Here is a 19,821-nt window from a genome sequence, read left to right as displayed (position 1 = left end):
GGTTCCTTTGGCAGTCCAGGGTTAGTGCGGCACGCAATAGGCTTGCGGCGACAGGCGGAAGGTCGTGCGTTTCATCAGGCGTGGCTGGTCCAGCCGCATTTCATCGCGCCGGTGCATGGTGCAGCCGTTGTCCCACATGATCAGGTCGCCGTTGTGCACCTTGTGCCGGTACACGAGTTCGGGGCGGCTGCCCGCTTCAAACAGCAGCGGCAGCACACGCTCGTTCTCGGCCTCGCTCAGGCCGTCTATCGACACCAGCGTGGTCGGGTCCGCGTACAGCGCCTTGCGGCCCGTGATGGGGTGGGTCAGCACGACAGGATGGCTGGCATCCGGAAGGCTCAGCATCGCGTTGGCCTGTTTGGCGTCTTTTTTGAGCTCCAGGGGGTTCATGATCGCCATGCGCTTGGCATAGCGATAGATGCCGGCGCGGCCGTCGATAAGCGCCTGGATGTCGCGCGGCAGGCTTTCCCAGGCGGCGTATTGGTTGGCCCAGTAGATGTCGCCGCCGCCCTTGGGCACTTCCACCCCGTACAGCATGGCGCCGGTGGCCGGCTCGCGCATGAAGGTCTGGTCGGAATGCCAGGCCACGTCGTCGCCGCCTGCGAAGCCGCCCACGCCGCGTCCGTCGGCATAGCGCAGCGTACTGAAATAGATGATCTCGTCGTGGTAGGGCGAAAGAATGTCTTTGCGGGCGATGACCTCGCAGGCGCCGAATTGCTGGCTGAACTGCACCTGCTCGTGCTCTTCGATAGACTGGCGCCGGAACACCATCACGGGCGCTTGCTGCCACAGCAGGCGCAGTTGTTCGATGGCGGCGGGATCCTGCAGCAGCAGCTCGATTTTTTCCTGCACTTCCACGACGAAACCGTCGTGCAGCATCTGGTGATTCAGTTCAATGCGCTGGTCGGGCATGGCGGGCCTACTTGAAAGACATGGCGGCGACGCACGCCGCCGGATCGAAGTCCAGCATATCGGCGCGCCGCGGGCCTGCCCATAGCTGCGGGCAGGGGAATTTCACCATTTGAACTTCCGGGGGCGAATCAGCTGATCAGGTGTCTGACACCAAAGGGTGTCAGGCACCTTTGCGGGCACCGTTGCAGGGGCGGACCAGCTCGAGCCAGGTGTCTGACTCCCTTTGGGTGTCAGACACCTTTGAACGGCGCTGTGTGACACCACCTGCCGCGCTTCGCGGCACAGCGCGTCTAGGCAAACAACTTTTCCATCTCGCGCCGAAACCGCACTGCCGGCGCATGCTCATCGAACTCGATGTCATGCCACCGTATCGGCTGCGACTGCCGTACCGGACGCTTGAGCCTTACCTTGTGTGCCAGCCCCAGCGGCAAGAAGCCATCATGCAGCGAATCGCGTGCCGGCGTGAGCTTGCCGTACACCGTATAGCCGCCTTCGCCATCCAGTTCCTGGCCGGCGGGCAGGTCGCGCTTGGCCGTGGCCACCACATCGGCGTGCCATCCCGACGCGGACCCGGTAGGCTCGTGCCGCAGCCCCACGCTTGCCACGCTGATGCCCAGCTCCAGGCCGATCAGGTGGTAGGGTTTGTACATGGCGGCATAGTTGCCGCTGGGGTCGGTGATCAGGCCGTATTCTTTGAAGCATCGCTGCACATAGTCGCTGTCGGCTGCCAGCGTCACGTATACCCCCCAGCGCAGGTCGCGGAACACAGGGCGTCCGTCGCGTTCCAACGACGAAATCACTTCTACCTGCCCGCGATGGTGCAACATGCCGCCGTCTTCGCGCGGGCGCAGCACGCGCGCCAGGTCGTCCACGCCGCAGGGCGGAAAATGCAGGCCCGAAGGCGCCGGCCGCAGCCCCGTGGCGTTGGCCACTGCGGCCATTTCGATGGCGCTTTTGGTGCCGTCCAGAAAGCTGTTGAACATCTGGGCATTGAAGTCGCCGGCCGCCACCATTTCGTCGGTAAAGCCGTAGTACGGCCATACGGTATCGGGGGTAGAGGTATGGAACTCGGGCAGGTATTTCGTGCCTTTGCCCGCCGCGATCACTTCAAAGCCGCTGGCGCGGGCCCAGTCGATCATTTCGCAGATCAGCGCGGGCTGGTCGCCGTAGGCCAGCGAATAGACAATGCCGGCCTCGCGTGCGCGGCGCGCCAGCAGCGGGCCGGCCAGGGCATCGGCTTCTACGTTGACCATGATGATGTGCTTGCCGTGTTCGCAGCAGGCCAGCACGTGGCTGATGCCGGCGGCGGGCTGGCCGGTGGCATCGATCACGATTTCGACCTCGGGGCTGGCGATAACCGACGCCGCGTCGTTGGTGAAATACACCCGCCCCGAGCGCATCGCATCCTGCGGGCTGGCGGCCCGCAAGGCATCGGCAGGCCATCCCACCCGCGTCATGGCCGCGCGCGCGCGGTCCGGTTGCAGGTCGGCGACGGCAACCAGCTGGATGCCGGGGGTGCGGCGCGCCTGGCTGAGAAACATGGATCCGAACTTGCCCGCGCCCAATAGTGCGACACGTAGCGGCTTGTGGTCGGCCTGGCGCTGCTTGAGCAGGCGGTGCAGATTCATGGCTCGGTCTCCTTGGCGATGCAGGCGCCGGCGCCCGCGCAAGGCGGCCCGACGCGGGCATGTTGCGAAGGCCAGAATAGCGGCTTTTTTGAACTTGTGGCGCTACATTTTGTGCCGCTGCCTGGGCGGCGGGGCGGCCTGCGCCTGGCGCTATCGGTCGGCGCGATACAGTTCGCCCGCCAGTACGTTGCGCCAATTGGCCCAGGTCAGCCGCGGGCGGTCGGCAACGTGGCGGTTATAGGGAGCGTCGTACACGATATGGCGCCAGCTGGGCGGCACCGCTCCGTTGATACTGGGCCGATCATCGATCAGCAGGTCGCCGCGCACCAGCGTCTTGTCGCGCGTGAGCACCATGCGCTCGGTGGCCGCGCGCCCCAGGTGTCGTTCGACCCATAGGAATTTCTCGGCCACGCAATTCTCGAACTGCCGCAGGGGCGACGTGCAGATGCGCACGTCCATGCCCAGGCCGAGCAGCGCGTGGTAGGCCTCGACCGCGCCGGGTACCGGGGGCAGATTTCTGATGAAGCCCGGCGACGTATAGATGGCTTCGGCACGCGGGCGCAGCTCGGCCGGGTAGTCTTCCAGGATATGGAAAGCGCGGCGGTCTTCGTATGCCACCGGCTCGATATCGGGGTGGCGCTCGCGCCAGGCGTCGATGAAAGCGTGCTCGAAATCGGCCAGCACGCCATCTTGGTCAAGCAGGATCAGCATGTGGGCTGTACAGGCAGGATGGGGTCTAGATTGTGCCATGCGGCGTCAGCCCGGCGAGCGGGCCAGCACCTGATAGTTTGCGACGCCGTTCTGCGGGCGCGACTGCACCAGCACATAGCCGTCGTAGGCCCAGTTCGCCGGCGGCGGCGCGGGCGGCAGGTTGTCCAGCTGGCTGGCGCGCCGCAGCAAGGTGACGTGCGGCCGGAAAGCCTGGGCCGGCCTACGCCAACCCATGGGTTCCAGCCAGTCCCACAGGCGGTCGTAGGTGTTCTGCAGCGCGGCCTGCGGGTCCGCAGGGCCGGCCCACACGATGCCCTGGCGGCGGAACACGCCGTACCGGTCCAGGGTGATGCGGCCCGGCAACGCGGGCTGGCTCAGGGTTTGGGCCACCAGGTCGGGCACCCGGTCAGCGTCGACCGCGCCCAAAAACGCCAAGGTCAGGTGCAAGGTATCGGGCCGCATGGCGCGACCGCCGCAGGCGGCCTGGGCTTGTGCGGCCCAGCCTGCCAGCGTGGCGGCCAGTCCTGGCCCAGGCCATAACGCAAAAAACAGCCGTGCCCGGCCTGGAGCCGTAGCAGCGTCGGGCACAGCGGTATTGAAAGAGGCGGGCATGACGCCACATTATGGACGACTCCAGGCAAATCGAAACCAGTGCGCAAGAACAACAACATCAGTCACGCCGCGGCGAACGCGCTCAGCTGAAAGCGGCAACCCCGTTGCCACCCCACATTCGTCGGTGTCTGACACCTTCGGAGTCAGACACCCAGGCCGTCTCCTCAGACACCAAGGCCATCTCCCGGACGCCAGGCCCGTCTCATTCAAGACAGCCCACAGGTGTCTGACTCCGCCAGGTGTCAGACACCCCCGCGCACCCCTTGCCGTCATCGTTGCGCGAATGCGGGCGCCAGCTAGGTGTACCCGTCGGTGTCTGACACCTTTCGGAGTCAGACACCCAGGCCATCTCCCGGACGCCAGGCCGTCCCATTCAAGACAGCCTACAGGTGTCTGACACCTTTCGGAGTCAGACACCCAGGCCATCTCCCGGACACCAAGCCCGTCCCATTCAAGACAGCCTACAGGTGTCTGACTCCGCCAGGTGTCAGACACCCTCCCGCGCATCCCTTGCCGTCAGCGTTGCGCCAATGCTGGCGCCAGCGGGGTGTCCCAGCCGCCGCCCAGCGCGCGCACGAGCCGGACGGCCGAGCGGGCGCGTTCGCCGTCGAGCTGCACCGATACACGCTGCTGCGCAAGGACGGTGCGGTCGGCCTCGATCACATCCAGATAGCTGATCGACCCTTCCTCATACTGCACATGCGAAATGCGTGCCGCGCGCTGCGACGCCTGCAGGGCCGCATCCTGTGCCTGTGTCTGGTTCGACAGAATGCGCAGGTTCGACAGGTTGTCTTCCACTTCGCGGAATGCGTTCAACACGGTTTGCCGATAGTTCGCCACATCTTCTTCGTACGCCGCGCGGGCCCGGTCCAGCCCCGCCTGGCGGCGGCCGCCATCAAAGATCGGCAGCGACAGCGCTGCGCCCACAAGCGGGCCCAGCAGGAAGGTACGGCTGGACCACTGGAACAGGTTGCCCAGTTCGGATGATTCGAACCCTGCTGCTCCCGTAATATCCAGGCGCGGGAAGAATGCCGCCTGGGCGGCGCCGATGCGCGCATTGGCCGCGGCCATCGCGCGTTCGGCGGCCGCAATGTCCGGACGGCGCTCAAGCAGCGCGGACGGCAGCCCGGCCGGTATGCTCACCGACACCCGCGTCAGCGGCTGGGCGGGCAGGCTGAATTCGGCCGGTGTCCTGCCCAACAGCACGGCCAGCGCGTGTTCGGCTGTAGCGCGGCGGCGCTCGAAGCCCAGCGCTTCGGCGCGTGCCGATTCCAGTTCCGACCGCGCCCGCGCCAGGTCCAGTTCGCTGATGTCTCCGGCGTCGTAGCGGCGCTGGATCAGGTCGAGCGTTTCGCTGCGCAATTGCACCGTCTGCCGGTATAACTGCAGGCCGGCGTCAAGCTCGCGCACCTGGAAATAGGCTTCGGCCACGTCCGCCTGCAAGGCAAGCAACACCGAACGGTACAAGGCCTCGCTCTGCTGCACGTCTGCGGTGGCCGCGTCCACGGTCGATGCCACACGGCCGAACAGGTCGGCCTCGTATGCCACCCCCACCTGGGCGCGCCACAGTGTGGTGGTGTCGGCCGAGGCGTCGTCGGCCAGCCCCTGCGAGGCCGGCGACGGGCGCTGGCGCGTTGGCCCGAAACCCGCGTCCACCGTCGGAAACAGCCCGGATCGCGCCGTGCCCAGCAGGGCGCGCGCCTGCTTGAGACGGGCCGCGGCGGCTTGCAGGTTGTGATTGGCCTGTTGCGCCTCTGCCTCGAGCGCGTTCAGCGTCGGGTCGCCAAACAGCTTCCACCATTCGCCGCGCAGGGCCTCTTCGGCGGGCTGCGCGGTTTTCCAGCTGCCCGCTTCATGGGCGGGCAGCGCCTCTTTGTAGGCGGCCGGCGTGTCGACCTGCGGCCGCTGGTACTCGGGGCCCACCGCGCAGCCGGCCAACAACAGCAGCAAGGGCAGCAGCGCGGACGAACGTGTCAATAAGTGCTTCATGGTCATGCTCTCTTCAATGGCCCGCATGCGGCGCGGGGACGGGCGCCTCGTGATGGGTGGCCGAGTGCAGCTTGCGCGAGCTCATCGACCTCAGCAGCACGTAGAACACCGGCGTCAGGAACAGCCCGAACAGCGTCACGCCCAGCATGCCGAAGAACACCGCCACGCCCATCGCCTGCCGCATTTCCGAGCCGGCGCCGGTAGACAGCACCAGCGGCACCACGCCCATGATGAAGGCGATCGACGTCATCAGGATCGGCCGCAGGCGCAGGCGGCTGGCTTCGATAGCCGCGTCGAGCGGACTGCTTCCCTGGATTTCCAGCTCGCGCGCAAACTCCACGATCAGAATGGCGTTCTTGGCCGACAGCCCCACCAGCACCATCAGGCCGATCTGCGTGAAGATGTTGTTGTCGCCCTGCGTGAGCCATACCCCGGTCAGCGCGGCCAGAATGCTCATGGGCACGATCAATATCACCGCCAGCGGCAGCGTCAGGCTTTCGTACAAGGCGGCGAGCACCAGGAACACCAGCAGCACGCTGATGGGAAACACCCATATGCCCGCGTTGCCTGCCAGGATCTGCTGGTAAGTCAGGTCGGTCCATTCGAACTTGATGCCGCGCGGCAGGGTCTCGGCCGCGATGCGCTCGGCCGCGTCTTGGGCCTGGTCCGACGAATAGCCGGGCGCCGGCCCGCCGTTGATGTCGGCGGCGGTAAAGCCGTTGTATCGCACCACCATTTCGGGGCCGAACGTCTGCTTCACGTCCACCAGCGCCGACAACGGCACCATCTGGCCGGTTTCGCTGCGCGTTTTCAGCTGCAGGATGTCGTCGGGGTGCGAGCGATACGGCGCATCGGCCTGGGCACGCACCTGGAACACCCGGCCAAAGCGGTTGAAGTCATTCACATACATCGAGCCCAGGTAAATCTGCAGCGTATCGAACACTTCAGTCACGGGCACGCCCAGCTGCTTGGCCTTCACCCGGTCAAGATCCACATCGAGCTGCGGCACATTGATCTGATAGTTGGTGAACGTGGGGCCCAGTTCAGGCGCCTGGCGCGCCTTTTCCAGGAATGCCTGCGTCGCCTTGTCCAGCTCTGCGTAGCCCAGGGCCGAACGGTCTTCGATCTGCAGCTTGAAGCCGCCCATGGTGCCCAGCCCCATCACCGGCGGCGGCGGAAACACCGCGATGAAGGCGTCCTTGATCGCCCCGAACTGGCCGTTCAGGCTTGCCGTGATCGCGTCGCCCGACAGGCCGGCGCTGTCGCGTTCGGCAAAAGGCTTGAGCGTCACGAATACGATGCCGGCACTGGAACTGTTGGTGAACCCGTTGATCGACAAGCCGGGAAAAGCAATGGCGCTTTCCACGCCGGGCTCTTGCATGGCGATGTCCGACATGCGGCGTATCACATCTTCGGTGCGATCCAGCGATGCGCCGTTGGGCAGCTGGGCAAAGCCGATCAGGTACTGCTTGTCCTGCGCCGGCACGAACCCGCCGGGCACGATATACGAAATGCCTACCGTGGCCGCCAGCAGCGCGGCGTACACCGCCATGGCGCCACCCTTGTGGCGGATCACGCGGGTGACTCCCGTGGCATATGAGTCCGACGCGCGCCCGAAGAACCGGTTGAACCAGTTGAAAAATCCGCCAAACACCTTGTTCATGCCGCGCGTCAGCATGTCCGGCCTGTCGTGGTGGCCCTTGAGCAGCAGGGCGGACAGCGCCGGGGATAGCGTCAGGGAATTAAAGGCCGAGATCACCGTCGAAATGGCGATGGTCATGGCGAACTGCTTGTAGAACTGTCCCGACAAGCCCGTCATGAACGCCAGCGGCACGAACACCGCGCACAGCGTCAAGGCGATGGCGATGATGGGGCCGCTTACCTCGCGCATGGCCCGGTAGGTGGCATCGCGCGGCGTGAGCCCGGCCGCGATATTGCGTTCTACGTTCTCGACCACCACGATGGCGTCATCCACCACAATGCCAATGGCCAGCACCATGCCGAACAGCGACAGCGCGTTGATCGAATAGCCGAACATCAGCAGCAGCGAAAACGTGCCCACAATGGAAACCGGCACCGCCAGAAGCGGAATAATCGATGCGCGCCAGGTCTGCAGGAACACGATCACCACCAGCACCACCAGCGCAATGGCTTCCAGCAGCGTGGTGATCACCGCCTTGATGCTGGCGCGCACAAACTGCGTGGGGTCGTATTCAATGCGGTATTCGACCGACGGCGGAAAATCCGCCGACAGTTCCTTCATGGCTTCGCGCACTTGCGCCGACACATCCAGCGCATTGGCGCCCGGCGACTGCATGATGCCCATGCCGATGGCCGGCTTGTTGTTCAGCAGCGAACGCAGGCCATATTCTTGCGCGCCCAGTTCGATGCGCGCCACGTCAGACAGGCGGGTCACCGCGCCATCGGGCGACGACTTCAGGATGATGTTGCCGAACTCCACTTCATCCTGCAGGCGGCCCTGCGCGTTGACTGAAAACTGCATAGGCACATCGCCTTGCGTGGGCGACGCGCCGATCACGCCGGCGGCCACCTGTACGTTCTGTTCGCGGATGGCATTGACCACGTCGGTGGCGGTCAGCCCGCGCTGGGCAACCTTCTGCGGATCGAGCCATACGCGCATCGAGTAGCTGCCGGAACCCCATATCTGCACTTCGCCGACGCCACCGATGCGCGCCAGCCGGTCTTTGATGTTCAGCACGGCATAGTTGCGCAGGTACGTAATATCGTAGCGGTCGTCAGGCGAAATCAGGTGCACCACCAGCGTCAGTGTCGGCGAGCTCTTGGTGGTGGTAACGCCCAGGCGCTGCACGTCGGGCGGCAGGCGCGGCAGCGCCTGCGCCACGCGGTTCTGCACCAATTGCTGCGCCTTGTCCGGGTCCACCCCCAGCTTGAAGTGCACCGTCACAGCCAGGTTGCCGTCGCTATTGGCCTGCGACTGCATGTACAGCATGTCTTCGACGCCGTTGATCGATTCTTCCAGCGGCGAGGCCACCGTGGCCGCGATCACTTTAGGGTTGGCGCCGGGATACTGCGCGCGCACCACCACCGAAGGCGGCACCACTTCCGGATACTCGGAAATGGGCAGCTGGAACATGGCCAACAGGCCGGCCAGCAGCACCACCACCGACAGCACGCCCGCGAAAATCGGGCGGTCGATGAAGAATTTGGAAATATTCATGCTCGGCTTCCGAGGGCTATTTCAAGTTGGCCGCGGCGGTCTGTACAGCGGCCGGCGCCGTATCCATGGACACGAGATTGGGAGCGACCATTTCCCCGGGGCGCACACGCTGCAGCCCGTTGACCACGATGCGCTCGCCTGCCTGCAGGCCGCTGGTGATGACGCGCAGGTTGCCCTGGGCTGCGCCGAGCGCCACCTGGCGGTAGGCCGTGCGGTTGTTGTTGTCCACCACCAGCACGAAGCGCTTGTCCTGGTCGGTGCCGATGGCCCGTTCCTGAACCAGCACGGCATCGTGCGGCTGGGTGCTGCCCAGGCGAATGCGCGCATACATGCCGGGCACCAGCAAGCCGTCGGCGTTGTTGAACACGGCGCGCACGCGGATCGTGCCCGACGAGGTGTCGATACGGTTGTCCACTGAGTGCAGCACGCCTTCGCGCGCATAGCCTGCTTCGTTGGCCAGGCCCAATTGCACGGGAACCTGCGCACCGGCCATCCGCGCCGGGCTGACATACTTCAGGTAAGCCTGCTCATCCACGTCGAATGACGCGTACATCTGCGATACCGACACCAGCGTGGTCAGCGGCACCGAGTTTGCGCCAGCGGCCACCACATTGCCTTCGGTGACTTCGGCGCGCGACACGCGCCCGGCCACCGGCGCCACGATTTCGGTGTAGCCCAGGTTCAACTGCGCCGTCTCCAGGGCCGCCTCGGCCGCCTTCAGGTTGGCTTCGGCTTCGCGCGCATCATTGCGCTTGGACTCGAAGTCGCGCCGGGCGATAGCGTTCTCGGCCAGCAGGCGCTTGCCCCGGGCCAGTTCCGATGCCGTGAAGGCCACCCGCGCGCGCGCCGCGGCCAATTGCGCCTGCGCACGGCTGACTTCGGCTGCATACGGGCGCGGGTCTATGGTGAACAGGGGGTCGCCCTTGTTGACCAGGCTGCCATCCTGAAAATGCACGGCCATCAGGGTGCCGGACACCAGCGGGCGGATTTCCACGCGGTCGATGGCTTCCAGCCGGCCGGAATAATCCTGCCAGTCAACGATGCGCTTTCCCAGGGCGGGGGCGACATCCACCGCGGCGGCCGCCGGCGCGGACTGGGCCTGGGCAGCGCCCTTGCCTTCGGGGGTGGCCAGCAAGCTGTAACTGCCGCCTGCAATCAACAGGGCCGCGACGACCGCCAATACAATACGTTGGCGCGAAACAATCATGGTGTTTCCTTGAATTAAATGGGGACATTTGGCCGGCGCAGCGGAAAATGCGATTCCGGGAGCCGGCTGCCGGCGTGTTTGGACGTCGGTTGCGGCTATCGGCCATGTCAGAGCGATTGCATTTTGAGTGTTTTCCCTTAAGGGATAAACACAGATAAATCGTCAACACTAGTCGGCCCAGACGAACAATCTCGGCAAAAACCGCGTTATGCTGAGCGCACTTTCTCTTTTTTGCTCATCCAGGACACGACCATGGACCGCTTTCAGGCAATGCAGGTCTTCGTGCGCGTTGTCGACGCCAACAGCTTCACGCGCGCGGCCGACAGCCTGGCCCTGCCGCGCACGACCGTCACCACCGCCATTCAGAACCTCGAGCGACGCCTGGGCGTGCGGCTGCTCAATCGCACCACACGCCGCATCAGCCTTACCCCCGACGGCGCCGCTTACTACGAACATTGCACGCGCATCCTGGCCGAGGTCGAGGAAACCGAAGCCTGCTTCCAGGACGCCGCCTTGCGCCCCCAGGGCAAGCTGCGCATCGATGTGCCCGCCAGCATCGGGCGGTTGATCCTCATTCCGGCGCTGTGCGAATTCCACACGCGCTATCCGGATGTCGAACTGGTGATAGGCATGGGCGACCGCCGCGTCGATATGGTCCAGGAAGCCGTTGACTGCGTGATCCGCGGCGGCGAACTCGAAGATTCCAGCCTGGTGGCCCGCCGCATCGGCACGTTCCAGGCGCTGACCTGCGCGGCGCCTTCGTATCTGGCGCGCCGCGGCATGCCGCATACGATAGAAGACCTGCAGAATCACTACGCCGTGCATTACTTTTCGAGCCGGTCGGGCCGCAACTGCAATTGGGACTTCGTCATCGATGGCAAGACCCGCGAAGTCGATGTGCCCGGCTGCGTGTCTGTCAACGACTGGAGCGCCCACCTGGCCTGCGCGCTGCAGGGCTTCGGGCTCGTGCAGACGGCGCGCTTCATGGCGCTGCCGCACTTGCAGGCCGGCGAGTTGATCGAAGTGCTGCCGCAGTGGAAGCCGCGTTCGGTGCCCATATCGCTGCTGTATCCGCAAAGCCGGCAGCTGTCGCCCAAAGTGCGGGTGTTTTCGGATTGGGTCGCCGAACTGTTCTCGCGCTGCCCGCTGCTGAACGGCGGCGATGGTTCCGAACCCTGCGCGGATATCGGCAAGCCCGAGCTCACCCCGGCCGCCGAGCGCGCCACCCGGCTGGGCCGTTCCGTGGAAGCCGAATACGTGCTGTAGCGGGCCCGCCGGGCTCGTATCGACGCGCTCGCGCAAGCTGCGCAAGGGCTGTCGCCGGACGGGCGGCGGCGGCCTTACTGTATATTTGTGCGTCGCTTCCACGCAGCTTTGTCCCGCTATATGCAGCAGCCCGTCCTACCCGCATACCTGATTGCCCGTTGGCTCCTTCTGCTGGTGCTGCTGGCGGGTGCGTATTTTCTCAGCGGTTTCCTCGTTCCCGCCCTGGCCGCGCTGATCATCGGGCTGGCCACTTGGCCCGTGTTCCGGCGCGTCGTCGACCGGTGCGGCGGGCGCACGATTCCCGCGGCGACGGTGATGCTGCTGGGCGTCATTCTGATACTGATCATTCCGCTGACGCTGGCCCTGACATACGCCGTGAAAGAGGCCAGCAATTTTTTCGCGTGGGCGCTGGCGGCCAACCGCTACGGAGTGGCCGTGCCGGACTGGATATCTTCGTTGCCCGGCGTAGGGCCGCGCCTGGCGGTGTACTGGCAGACCTACCTGGGCGAGCCGCATGCCCTGGGCGCCATGGTCGAGATGGTCAGCGGCGAACACCTGGGCAACATCTATCGCATGGTCCTGTCGGCCACCGGCAACGCATTCCAGCTGCTGCTCAGCGTGGTCTTCATGCTGATCACACTGTTTTTCGTCTACAAAGACGGCGACCGCATGATCGCGCAGCTGGACGTACTGGGCGAGCGCATCCTGCCTGCGCGCTGGCAGCGTTTCTCGCGGGTGGTGCCCGCCACGGTGGGGTCCACCGTTACCGGCATGAGCCTGATCGCCGCGGGCGAGGGCGTGGTGCTCGGCATTGCATACTGGCTGGCGGGCGTGCCGTCGCCCGTGCTGCTGGGCGTGGTAACGGGCTTCATGGCCCTGATTCCCGGCGGGGCTCCGCTGTCGTTCACCCTGGTTTCGCTGTACCTGGTGGGGTCGGGGCACCTGGTGGCGGGGCTGGCGCTGTTTGCCTGGGGCACCATTGAACTGTTCATTGTCGACAAGACGCTGCGCCCGCGCCTGGTGGGCGGGCCGGTCAAACTGCCGTTCCTGCCCACTTTTTTCGGGCTGGTGGGCGGCGTAAAAACCATGGGCATCGTCGGCCTGTTCGTCGGGCCGGTGCTGATGGCGCTGCTGGTTGCGGTGTGGCGCGAATGGGTGCGCAATGTCGAGCAAGAGCGTGACGCGGCCCGGCTGCAGCCGGCCGCGGAATCGGGCGACAATTGATATCCGCCCGTTGGGCGGGCATAACGTGTACGGGCTTACATCTTCCCGAGGTTGAGAATGTCTGCATCATGCGTGGCCGAGCAATTGGCCACTCTGCGTCGGCAGGGCTATGTCGTAGTACGGCAATTCGCGCCTGCCGCAGTGGTCACGGCGCTGCGCGACGAAGCCGAGCGCCAATTGGCCAGCCAGGCCGGGCCCATCGAGTACGAAGCCGATCTGCAGTACCCTGGCGCGCCACCGTCGCGCCAGGCGCCGGGCGGGGCCACCGCAAGGCGCCTGCTGGGCGCCTTTGGCCGTGGCCCGCAGTTCAAGGCGTGGGCTACGTCGCCCGCCGTGGCCGCCTGGCTGCGCGCGTACTTCGGCGAAACGCCTGTGCTGTCCACCGTGCATCACAACTGCGTGATGACCAAGCATCCCGCGTATGGCAGCCTTACGGGCTGGCACCAGGACATCCGCTATTGGTCGTTCAGCCAGCCCGAGCTGGTGTCGGTGTGGCTGGCGCTGGGGCCGGAAACCGCCGAAAACGGCGGGTTGTACTTCATCCCGGGCTCGCACACGGCGTCTTATTCTGCCGAGCAGTTCGACGAGAAAAAATTCTTCAGGGATGAACTACCGGAAAACCGGCGCTGGATCCAGCAGGCGGTCTGCCCCGAACTGGCGCCTGGCGACGTGGTGTTCTTTCATTGCCGGACTCTGCATGCCGCCCGCCAGAACGGCACCGACCGCGTGAAGTTCTCGCTGGTTCACACGTACCACCCGCAAAGCTGCCTGCCCCTGCCAGGCAGCCGCTCGGCGTCTGCGCCCGGCGTACCGCTGGGCGACGAATAACGCAGCAGGTTCCGTCTGACACCTTTGGGTCAGCCTCCGCGTGGAGGGCCGGCCTGGCTCATCGGGGTCACCTGGGCTGTATCGCAGCGGTGTCTGACACCTTTGGAGTCAGACACCGGGTAGCGGGCGGCCTGGCTTATCGAGGGGCTGTCTGTGGCGTGTGGGGTGTCAGGCTCCGAAGGTGCCTGACACCGCCGACTCTTGTCCGCGCCCATGCCCGGTTTGGTACTATAACTGGACATTTATCCAGCTCTTCGGCCGCCATGCTGCCGCCCCACCGCTTTTACTACCTGCACAACTTCCAGCGCGCGCTGCAAGTCGTGGCCAGCCGCTGCGCGGACTTGCTCGACCCCGCCGAGCACGACTTTCTTCGCCAGTTCGCCATGCTTTCCCAGCCCGCGCAGGCGCTGTTCGTGCGCATGGCGATGCGGCGCGGCCCATGGTTTCGCGCCAGTCGGCTGGTGTACGAAGAAATCCCGGACGTGCCCGCGGCCGCCGCTGCCCTGGCGCAACGGGGCTGGCTGGACGCCGCCGCGCCCATGACGCTCGACGAGCTCTTCGGCCTTTGCACCTTGCCAGAGCTGCGGGCCATCTTTGCCGGGCAGGCGCCCGCATCCGCGCGCAAGTCCGACCTGCTCGAAACCCTGCGCGCGCGCCATGACCAGCCGCGCACCTGCGCGCAATGGTGCGGGCCTTCCTGGGAACCCGCCTGGCGCTTCATGCTCGGCGAATGCTGCGATCGCCTGCGCCTGATGTTCTTCGGCAACTTGCACCAGGACTGGTCGGAATTCGTCCTGGCCGACCTGGGCATTTTCCAGTACGAAGCGGTTCCCTTTGATGCCGCCGCGCGCGCATTCCAAAATCGCGACGACGTCGACCGATACCTTGCCCTGCACGCCTGCCGCCAGGCGCTGGAAGACGGCGCGCCGCCCGCCGGGCTCTTGCCCCACATCCAGGCATGCGCCAGTGCCAACCCCTGGATCGAACAACGCCGGGCCAAGACGCTGATGCGCGTGGGCCAGGCCTGCGAACGCGCGCAAGACTGGCAGGCGGCGCTCCAGGTGTACCAGCATTGCCAATATCCGGGCGCACGCCACCGGCGCATCCGCGTTCTGGAACGCATGGGCAAACATCGCGAATCGCTGGGGCTGGCCCTGCAGGCACTGGACGCGCCCGAAAACGAAGAAGAGCACCAGCGGGTGGCGCGCATGTTGCCGCGCCTGCGGCGCAACGCCGGCCACCCCGCGGCCCCCAGGGCGGGCAGGCTCGTGCCGCGCCGGCTGGATCTGACGCTGCCGCGTCCGGCCCGGCCGCAGCCCGTCGAGCACGTTGCGCGCGACCACCTGCACTGCGATACCGCGCCGGTGTACTACGTTGAAAATACGCTCATCACATCTTTGTTCGGCCTGCTGTGCTGGCAGGCCGTTTTCGCGCCCGTGCCTGGCGCGTTCTTCCATCCCTTTCAGCGCGGCCCGGCCGACCTGCACGCGCCCGATTTCGCGCAGCGCCGCGCCGGGTTGTTCGCGACCAGCCTTGCGCAACTCGACACCGGCGGCTATCGCGACGTCATCCTCCACAACTATGCCGGCAAGGCAGGGGTGCAGTCGCCGTTCGTCTTCTGGGGCGCGCTGTCCGAACCCTTGCTGCACACGGCGCTGGGCTGCCTGCCGCCCCAACACCTGAAACTGTTCTTCACGCGCATACTGCAAAACGTCGGAAGCAACTGCACCGGCTTGCCGGATCTTGTTCGTTTCTGGCCGGCGCAAAAGCGCTACGAGCTCATCGAGGTAAAGGGGCCGGGCGACAAACTCCAAGACAACCAGGTGCGATGGCTGCAGTATTGCGCACTGCACGACATACCGGCGCAGGTGTGTCATGTGCGCTGGCTGGAAGAGTCTGCATGAACTACACGGTGGCAGTGCGCGCCCTGTGCGAATTCACCGCCCGCGCCGGCGACCTGGATCTGCGCTTCACGCCCGCCCCTACCGGCCCCGAAGGGGTGGCCGGCCACGCCGTCGTCACGGGCCGGCGCGGCCCCGCCTATGAATCCGAAATCAGCTTGTCGGCGCGTTACCAGAACCTGCAGGTGCGGGGCCGCGCCGACGGGTACGACCCGGAGCTGAACCAGCTCGAAGAAATCAAAACCTACCGGGGCGACTTATCGGGTGTGCGCGACAACCATCGCGCCTTGCATTGGGCACAGGCGCGCATGTATGGGCACCTGCTGTGCCAGGCGCGAAGCCTGCAAACCCTGCGCATCGCGCTGGTGTACTTTAACGTCGCCACCGAAGAAGAAACCGTACTGTCCGAAACACGCGATGCCCCGTGGCTGAAGGGTTATTTCGAAACGCAGTGCGGCCTGTTCCAGGCCTGGGCGGCCGCCGAGCTGGCGCACCGGCAGGCGCGCGACAACGCCTTGGCGGCGCTGGGTTTTCCTCCGGGCGAATTCCGGCCCGGCCAGCGCGAACTGGCGGTGGCCACCTATCGCACCGTGCGGGCTGGCGGCTGTCTGCTTGCGCAGGCGTCCACGGGCATCGGCAAAACGTTGGGCACCGTGTTTCCGGCGCTGCGGGCCATGCCCGAAGGGCGCATCGACAAGATGTTTTTCCTGGCCGCCAAGAATGCGGGCAAGCGCCTGGCGCTCGAAGCGCTGGACGCGCTGCAGGCGTCGCTGCCGCGTCCGGTGTTGCGCGTGCTGGACATGCAGGCCCGCGACAAAGTCTGCGTCCACCCCGACAAAGCCTGCCACGGCGATTCGTGCCCGCTGGCCAAGGGCTTCTACGACCGCCTGCCCCAGGCGCGCGCCGCCGCGTTGGCGCAGCCCAATCAGCATGGGCCCGCGGTGCGCGCGGCCGCCACGGAACACGACGTCTGCCCATACTACCTTGCGCAGGAACTGGCGCGGTGGAGCGATGTGGTCGTGGCAGACTACAACTACTACTACGACGCGCACGCCTTGTTGCATGCGCTGACCCAGGCTCACCAATGGCGGGTGGCCGTGCTGGTCGATGAAGCGCACAACCTGGTCGACCGTGCACGCCGCATGTATACGGCGCAGCTTGCACAGCCGGCCCTCAAGGCCGCCCGGCGCGCCGCGCCCAAGGCATTGCACAAGCCCCTGGACAGCGTTTCGCGCGCCTGGGCGGCGTTCAATCGCAAGCAGGCAGCCGCCTACCAACGCTACGACGCGGTTCCGGCGGGCATCCTGGCCGCCCTGCAGAAAGCCGCCGCCGCGATCGCGGAACACCTGGGGCACGCGCCCTTGCCGCAAGACGACCCGCTGCTGCGTTTTTACTTTGACGCACTGCATTTCATACGCCTGGCCGAACAATTCGGCTCGCACGCGCTGTTCGATGCCGATCAGCATGCGGCAGGCGGCGCCGGGCCATCGGCCTTGGCATCCAACTTGTGCGTGCGCAATGTCGTGCCCGCGCCTTACCTCGCGGCGCGGTACGCGGCCGCGCATGCCACTGTCCTGTTCTCGGCCACGCTTAATCCGCAGCAGTATTATCGCGACGCGCTGGGCCTGCCCGCCCAAACCGCATGGATGGATGTGGCAGGCCCGTTTCGCCCCGAACAGCTCACCGTGCGGCTGGCGCGCGGTGTATCTACGCGCTACCGCGATCGCGAGCGCTCGTTGCAACCCATTGCAGACCTGATCGCCCGCCAGTATGCCCAGCGCCCGGGCAACTACCTGGTCTTTGTGAGCAGCTTTCAATATCTCGAGCAAGTCGCCGCCCTGTTGCGGCAGCGCCATCCGCACGTCCCCGTCTGGGCCCAGGCCCCCGGCATGGACGAAGGCAGCCGCGCCGCGTTCTTGCAGCGCTTCACCGACGACGGCGCGGGCATCGGTTTTGCCGTGCTAGGCGGCGTTTTCTCAGAAGCCGTGGATCTGCCGGGCAAGCGGCTCATCGGCGCCTTCATTGCGACGCTGGGGCTGCCCCAGGTCAACCCGGTCAACGAAGAGATCAAGGCGGCCATGGACCAGCGTTACGGCAGCGGCCGGGGATACGACTACACTTACCTGTATCCGGGATTGCAGAAAGTGGTGCAGGCCGCCGGCCGGGTCATCCGCAGCGAAAACGACACCGGCGTGCTGCACCTGATCGACGACCGCTACCGGCGCGCCGAGGTGCAGGCGCTGCTGCCCGCGTGGTGGCAGATAGGTTAGGGGGCCTGCAATGGGGCGCGCGCTGTTCCCGCGGCTCGCTGCCACGACTGAAACCGCTATGACGCCTGCCATCGCCCAGTTTTTTGCCACGCATGGCTACGTGCGGTTTCCCGGTTTTTATTCCGCGAAGCACCTGGCGTCGCTGCGTCAGGCATTGAAAGAGGAATGGAAGCGATTGTCGGGCGCGCCGGGTTTGTCCAGGTCGCTGCGCACAATGCCGGCGTTTCAGCAAATTGCGAAACTGTCGTCATTGACGCAGTGTCCGGGCCTGCATCAGGCATTGGTCACCCCAGTGCTTCTTGGCGAAGTCGCGGGGCTTGCCGGGCGTCGGCCCGCAGTAATCCAGGACGCGCACTTATTGCTGTCCCCGCCGCGCCAGGGTGACTGGACACTGCAGCGCCTGAACTGGCATGTAGACGTAAAAGGCGCCCTGCCCGGCAGCCTGCCAGGCATACAGGCGTTCGTTCTGATCGATGACGTTGCACAGCGGGGCGGGGCCACCCTGGCATTGGCGGGTTCGCACCGCATGGGTGCGGCGGCCCCGGACCTGCGCGATGCGCTCAAGCAGGGCGATCCCGATCTGATCGCGCGCTTGAGTGACTTGCACACGACGCTGGTGGAAATGGCCGGCAGCGCTGGCGACGTGTTCTTGATGGACATGCGTGTACTGCACACACCATCGATCAACACGACGAACCGGCCGCGCATGATGGCAACCGTTCGCTTTTTGTTCGATAACGCGCCGATAGGGTAGCCCTCCATCCGGCACGTCTGCCGCACAGCCCGCGCATTGCGAGCGTCGTGAAACGCCCGGCTCGGGGCCGGGCGCATCGGGCCGACTATTCTGCGGCCTTATAGCGGTTGCGCAGGTCGCGCACCTGGTCGTGGTTGCGCAGCACGCCCTGGTATTGGCGTTCAACAACCGCACGGATGTTTTCCGGCAGCGCTTCCTTCAGCGCATCGGCATATTGCGCCTTGGCGACGTCTTCGCCGCGTTCGCATTCTTCCAGAATGGCCGTGTCGCTGCGGCCGGTCACGGCGGCCTTCAGGTTCGTCCAGCCACGATGCACCGCGCCGGCCACCGTGCCGCTGTCCTCGGGCTTGCCGCCCAACTGCGCCACCAGCGTCTGCAGCTCGGCCGCGCCCGCCGCGCAGTCGCGCGCCCGGTTGCGGAACAGGGTCTGCAGTTCGGCGTTCTTAGTGTCTTCGGCGGCGGCCTCAAAGCCCTTTTCGCCGTTCTTGGACGTTTCAATAAGGTCGTTCAGTACCTTGATCACTTTGTCGGCCATGCTCTTCTCCATAATGGGTGGAATGATCGGGCGACATGCCCGCGTGCCGACAGAGCGTCGCAAGTGCCGTGCCTGCCCATTGGCCCCGGGGCAGGAGCAGGGCGCTAATACCCGCGCAACATCTCGTACTGGGCAACTTGGCCGGCGGACAGGATTTCCATCATGCTCAAGTGGTACCGCAGGTGGGTTGCGCGCAACCTGCCGTGGGCTGCCGCGGCTTTGGCGGTGGACGCTGCCACGTTGTCCCGGGTAGCCTTCTTGTCGGCGAACAGCGCGTCCAGTTCGCGTTCCGCGTCGATCACCTGCTGGCCGGCGGCCCGCGCATCTTTCAGCATTTCCGCATACAGCTCGCGCGTGCGCGCGGCTTGCAGATCAGATAGCTTGAGTTCGGCGGCCAACTCCAGCACGTGCAAGGGCCCGGGGTAGCCATTGAGTTCGGCCGGCATCGCCATGCCCATGCCTCGGCCGTTGAGCAGGCCATCGGTCTGCTGGGGAGAAAGCGCCTTGATCGCACGGCCTTGCATGCCGGCGTACGGGCCGGCCTGGCTGTCGGCGTGGCCACGGGGGCCGTGACCATGGTGCTGGGCCATTGCCGGCCATACAGTGGAAAACACCAGGGCTGTGCATGCCAACGCAGATCTGTTTATCGCGACCATCAGATGTAACCGTCCCGTTCAAGAGCGCCACGCCGGTCTGCCGAAGGCCGGCCTTCAATGTATAAGCTCTCAAGGTTATCAGCTGTCAGGCTCGGCGCGATTACACTGTTGGCCATTTCCAGGCACCGA

15 protein-coding genes are annotated in these 19,821 nt (G+C 65.6%); 6 read left to right on the top strand and 9 right to left on the bottom strand.

Features of this window, described 5'->3' with window-relative positions; translation table 11 throughout:
• Positions 1-21: 21 nt before the first annotated feature.
• The 7 genes from CAL18_RS16430 to CAL18_RS16400 form a co-directional block, all read right to left on the bottom strand.
• A complete protein-coding gene (locus tag CAL18_RS16430) occupies positions 22-912 on the bottom strand; it encodes a TauD/TfdA dioxygenase family protein (protein ID WP_094818344.1) in 891 nt (296 codons plus the stop codon).
• A gap of 290 nt (positions 913-1,202) precedes the next feature.
• Positions 1,203-2,540, bottom strand: coding sequence for an NAD(P)H-dependent oxidoreductase (locus tag CAL18_RS16425; protein ID WP_094818343.1), 1,338 nt, complete (start codon positions 2,538-2,540; stop codon positions 1,203-1,205).
• A gap of 150 nt (positions 2,541-2,690) precedes the next feature.
• The gene (locus CAL18_RS16420) at positions 2,691-3,251 is read right to left on the bottom strand and encodes a 5'-3'-deoxyribonucleotidase (RefSeq protein ID WP_026641382.1); all 561 of its coding nucleotides are present in this window, start codon (positions 3,249-3,251) and stop codon (positions 2,691-2,693) included.
• Between the two features lie 45 nt (positions 3,252-3,296).
• Positions 3,297-3,863: an RNA 2',3'-cyclic phosphodiesterase gene (thpR, locus tag CAL18_RS16415; protein ID WP_094818342.1), complete on the bottom strand. Its 567-nt coding sequence runs from the start codon at positions 3,861-3,863 to the stop codon at positions 3,297-3,299.
• A 516-nt stretch (positions 3,864-4,379) separates the two neighbouring features.
• Entirely contained in the window at positions 4,380-5,852 is a 1,473-nt protein-coding gene (locus CAL18_RS16410; RefSeq protein ID WP_419670218.1) for an efflux transporter outer membrane subunit, read from the bottom strand.
• A 13-nt stretch (positions 5,853-5,865) separates the two neighbouring features.
• Entirely contained in the window at positions 5,866-9,051 is a 3,186-nt protein-coding gene (locus CAL18_RS16405; RefSeq protein WP_026641385.1) for an efflux RND transporter permease subunit, read from the bottom strand.
• A 16-nt stretch (positions 9,052-9,067) separates the two neighbouring features.
• Positions 9,068-10,258 carry an efflux RND transporter periplasmic adaptor subunit gene (locus tag CAL18_RS16400; RefSeq protein WP_094818341.1) on the bottom strand — a complete coding sequence of 397 codons (1,191 nt, stop codon included), beginning with the start codon at positions 10,256-10,258 and terminating at the stop codon, positions 9,068-9,070.
• Positions 10,259-10,510: 252 nt separating this feature from the next.
• Between CAL18_RS16400 and CAL18_RS16395 the strand changes: the two genes are divergently transcribed.
• The 6 genes from CAL18_RS16395 (at position 10,511) to CAL18_RS16370 (ending at position 18,501) form a co-directional block, all read left to right on the top strand.
• Positions 10,511-11,524: a LysR family transcriptional regulator gene (locus CAL18_RS16395; protein WP_026641387.1), complete on the top strand. Its 1,014-nt coding sequence runs from the start codon at positions 10,511-10,513 to the stop codon at positions 11,522-11,524.
• A gap of 120 nt (positions 11,525-11,644) precedes the next feature.
• Positions 11,645-12,748, top strand: coding sequence for an AI-2E family transporter (locus CAL18_RS16390; protein ID WP_026641388.1), 1,104 nt, complete (start codon positions 11,645-11,647; stop codon positions 12,746-12,748).
• A 57-nt stretch (positions 12,749-12,805) separates the two neighbouring features.
• Complete coding sequence (locus CAL18_RS16385; RefSeq protein WP_026641389.1) at positions 12,806-13,576, top strand: phytanoyl-CoA dioxygenase family protein; 771 nt, start codon at positions 12,806-12,808, stop codon at positions 13,574-13,576.
• Between the two features lie 263 nt (positions 13,577-13,839).
• Positions 13,840-15,480: a VRR-NUC domain-containing protein gene (locus CAL18_RS16380; protein ID WP_094818340.1), complete on the top strand. Its 1,641-nt coding sequence runs from the start codon at positions 13,840-13,842 to the stop codon at positions 15,478-15,480.
• Positions 15,477-17,747 (top strand): ATP-dependent DNA helicase, encoded by a 2,271-nt coding sequence (locus CAL18_RS16375; RefSeq protein WP_094818339.1) that lies wholly within the window; start codon positions 15,477-15,479, stop codon positions 17,745-17,747. Before CAL18_RS16380 ends, CAL18_RS16375 begins: the two co-directional genes overlap by 4 nt.
• 58 nt (positions 17,748-17,805) lie before the next feature.
• On the top strand, positions 17,806-18,501 hold the full coding sequence (locus CAL18_RS16370) for a phytanoyl-CoA dioxygenase family protein (RefSeq protein WP_094818338.1): 696 nt from the start codon (positions 17,806-17,808) through the stop codon (positions 18,499-18,501).
• 85 nt (positions 18,502-18,586) lie between these two features.
• Here CAL18_RS16370 and CAL18_RS16365 read toward each other — a convergent pair whose 3' ends face one another.
• Together CAL18_RS16365 and CAL18_RS16360 are read right to left on the bottom strand one after the other, a co-directional pair.
• Positions 18,587-19,036 (bottom strand): PA2169 family four-helix-bundle protein, encoded by a 450-nt coding sequence (locus CAL18_RS16365; protein ID WP_094818337.1) that lies wholly within the window; start codon positions 19,034-19,036, stop codon positions 18,587-18,589.
• A gap of 104 nt (positions 19,037-19,140) precedes the next feature.
• Entirely contained in the window at positions 19,141-19,626 is a 486-nt protein-coding gene (locus CAL18_RS16360) for a hypothetical protein (protein ID WP_094818336.1), read from the bottom strand.
• Positions 19,627-19,821 lie beyond the last annotated feature (195 nt).

The organism is Bordetella genomosp. 7, from assembly GCF_002261415.1.
Lineage (GTDB): Bacteria > Pseudomonadota > Gammaproteobacteria > Burkholderiales > Burkholderiaceae_B > Bordetella_A.
Note: the sequence above shows the minus strand (reverse complement) of the source record. Positions and strands in the feature narration are given on the sequence as shown.

Coding starts and splice junctions, on each gene's coding strand:
- CAL18_RS16430 (WP_094818344.1), bottom strand. CDS start 912: ATGCCCGACCAGCGCATTGAACTGAATCACCAGATGCTGCACGACGGT.
- CAL18_RS16425 (WP_094818343.1), bottom strand. CDS start 2,540: ATGAATCTGCACCGCCTGCTCAAGCAGCGCCAGGCCGACCACAAGCCG.
- CAL18_RS16420 (WP_026641382.1), bottom strand. CDS start 3,251: ATGCTGATCCTGCTTGACCAAGATGGCGTGCTGGCCGATTTCGAGCAC.
- thpR (WP_094818342.1), bottom strand. CDS start 3,863: ATGCCCGCCTCTTTCAATACCGCTGTGCCCGACGCTGCTACGGCTCCA.
- CAL18_RS16410 (WP_419670218.1), bottom strand. CDS start 5,852: ATGAAGCACTTATTGACACGTTCGTCCGCGCTGCTGCCCTTGCTGCTG.
- CAL18_RS16405 (WP_026641385.1), bottom strand. CDS start 9,051: ATGAATATTTCCAAATTCTTCATCGACCGCCCGATTTTCGCGGGCGTG.
- CAL18_RS16400 (WP_094818341.1), bottom strand. CDS start 10,258: ATGATTGTTTCGCGCCAACGTATTGTATTGGCGGTCGTCGCGGCCCTG.
- CAL18_RS16395 (WP_026641387.1), top strand. CDS start 10,511: ATGGACCGCTTTCAGGCAATGCAGGTCTTCGTGCGCGTTGTCGACGCC.
- CAL18_RS16390 (WP_026641388.1), top strand. CDS start 11,645: ATGCAGCAGCCCGTCCTACCCGCATACCTGATTGCCCGTTGGCTCCTT.
- CAL18_RS16385 (WP_026641389.1), top strand. CDS start 12,806: ATGTCTGCATCATGCGTGGCCGAGCAATTGGCCACTCTGCGTCGGCAG.
- CAL18_RS16380 (WP_094818340.1), top strand. CDS start 13,840: ATGCTGCCGCCCCACCGCTTTTACTACCTGCACAACTTCCAGCGCGCG.
- CAL18_RS16375 (WP_094818339.1), top strand. CDS start 15,477: ATGAACTACACGGTGGCAGTGCGCGCCCTGTGCGAATTCACCGCCCGC.
- CAL18_RS16370 (WP_094818338.1), top strand. CDS start 17,806: ATGACGCCTGCCATCGCCCAGTTTTTTGCCACGCATGGCTACGTGCGG.
- CAL18_RS16365 (WP_094818337.1), bottom strand. CDS start 19,036: ATGGCCGACAAAGTGATCAAGGTACTGAACGACCTTATTGAAACGTCC.
- CAL18_RS16360 (WP_094818336.1), bottom strand. CDS start 19,626: ATGGCCCAGCACCATGGTCACGGCCCCCGTGGCCACGCCGACAGCCAG.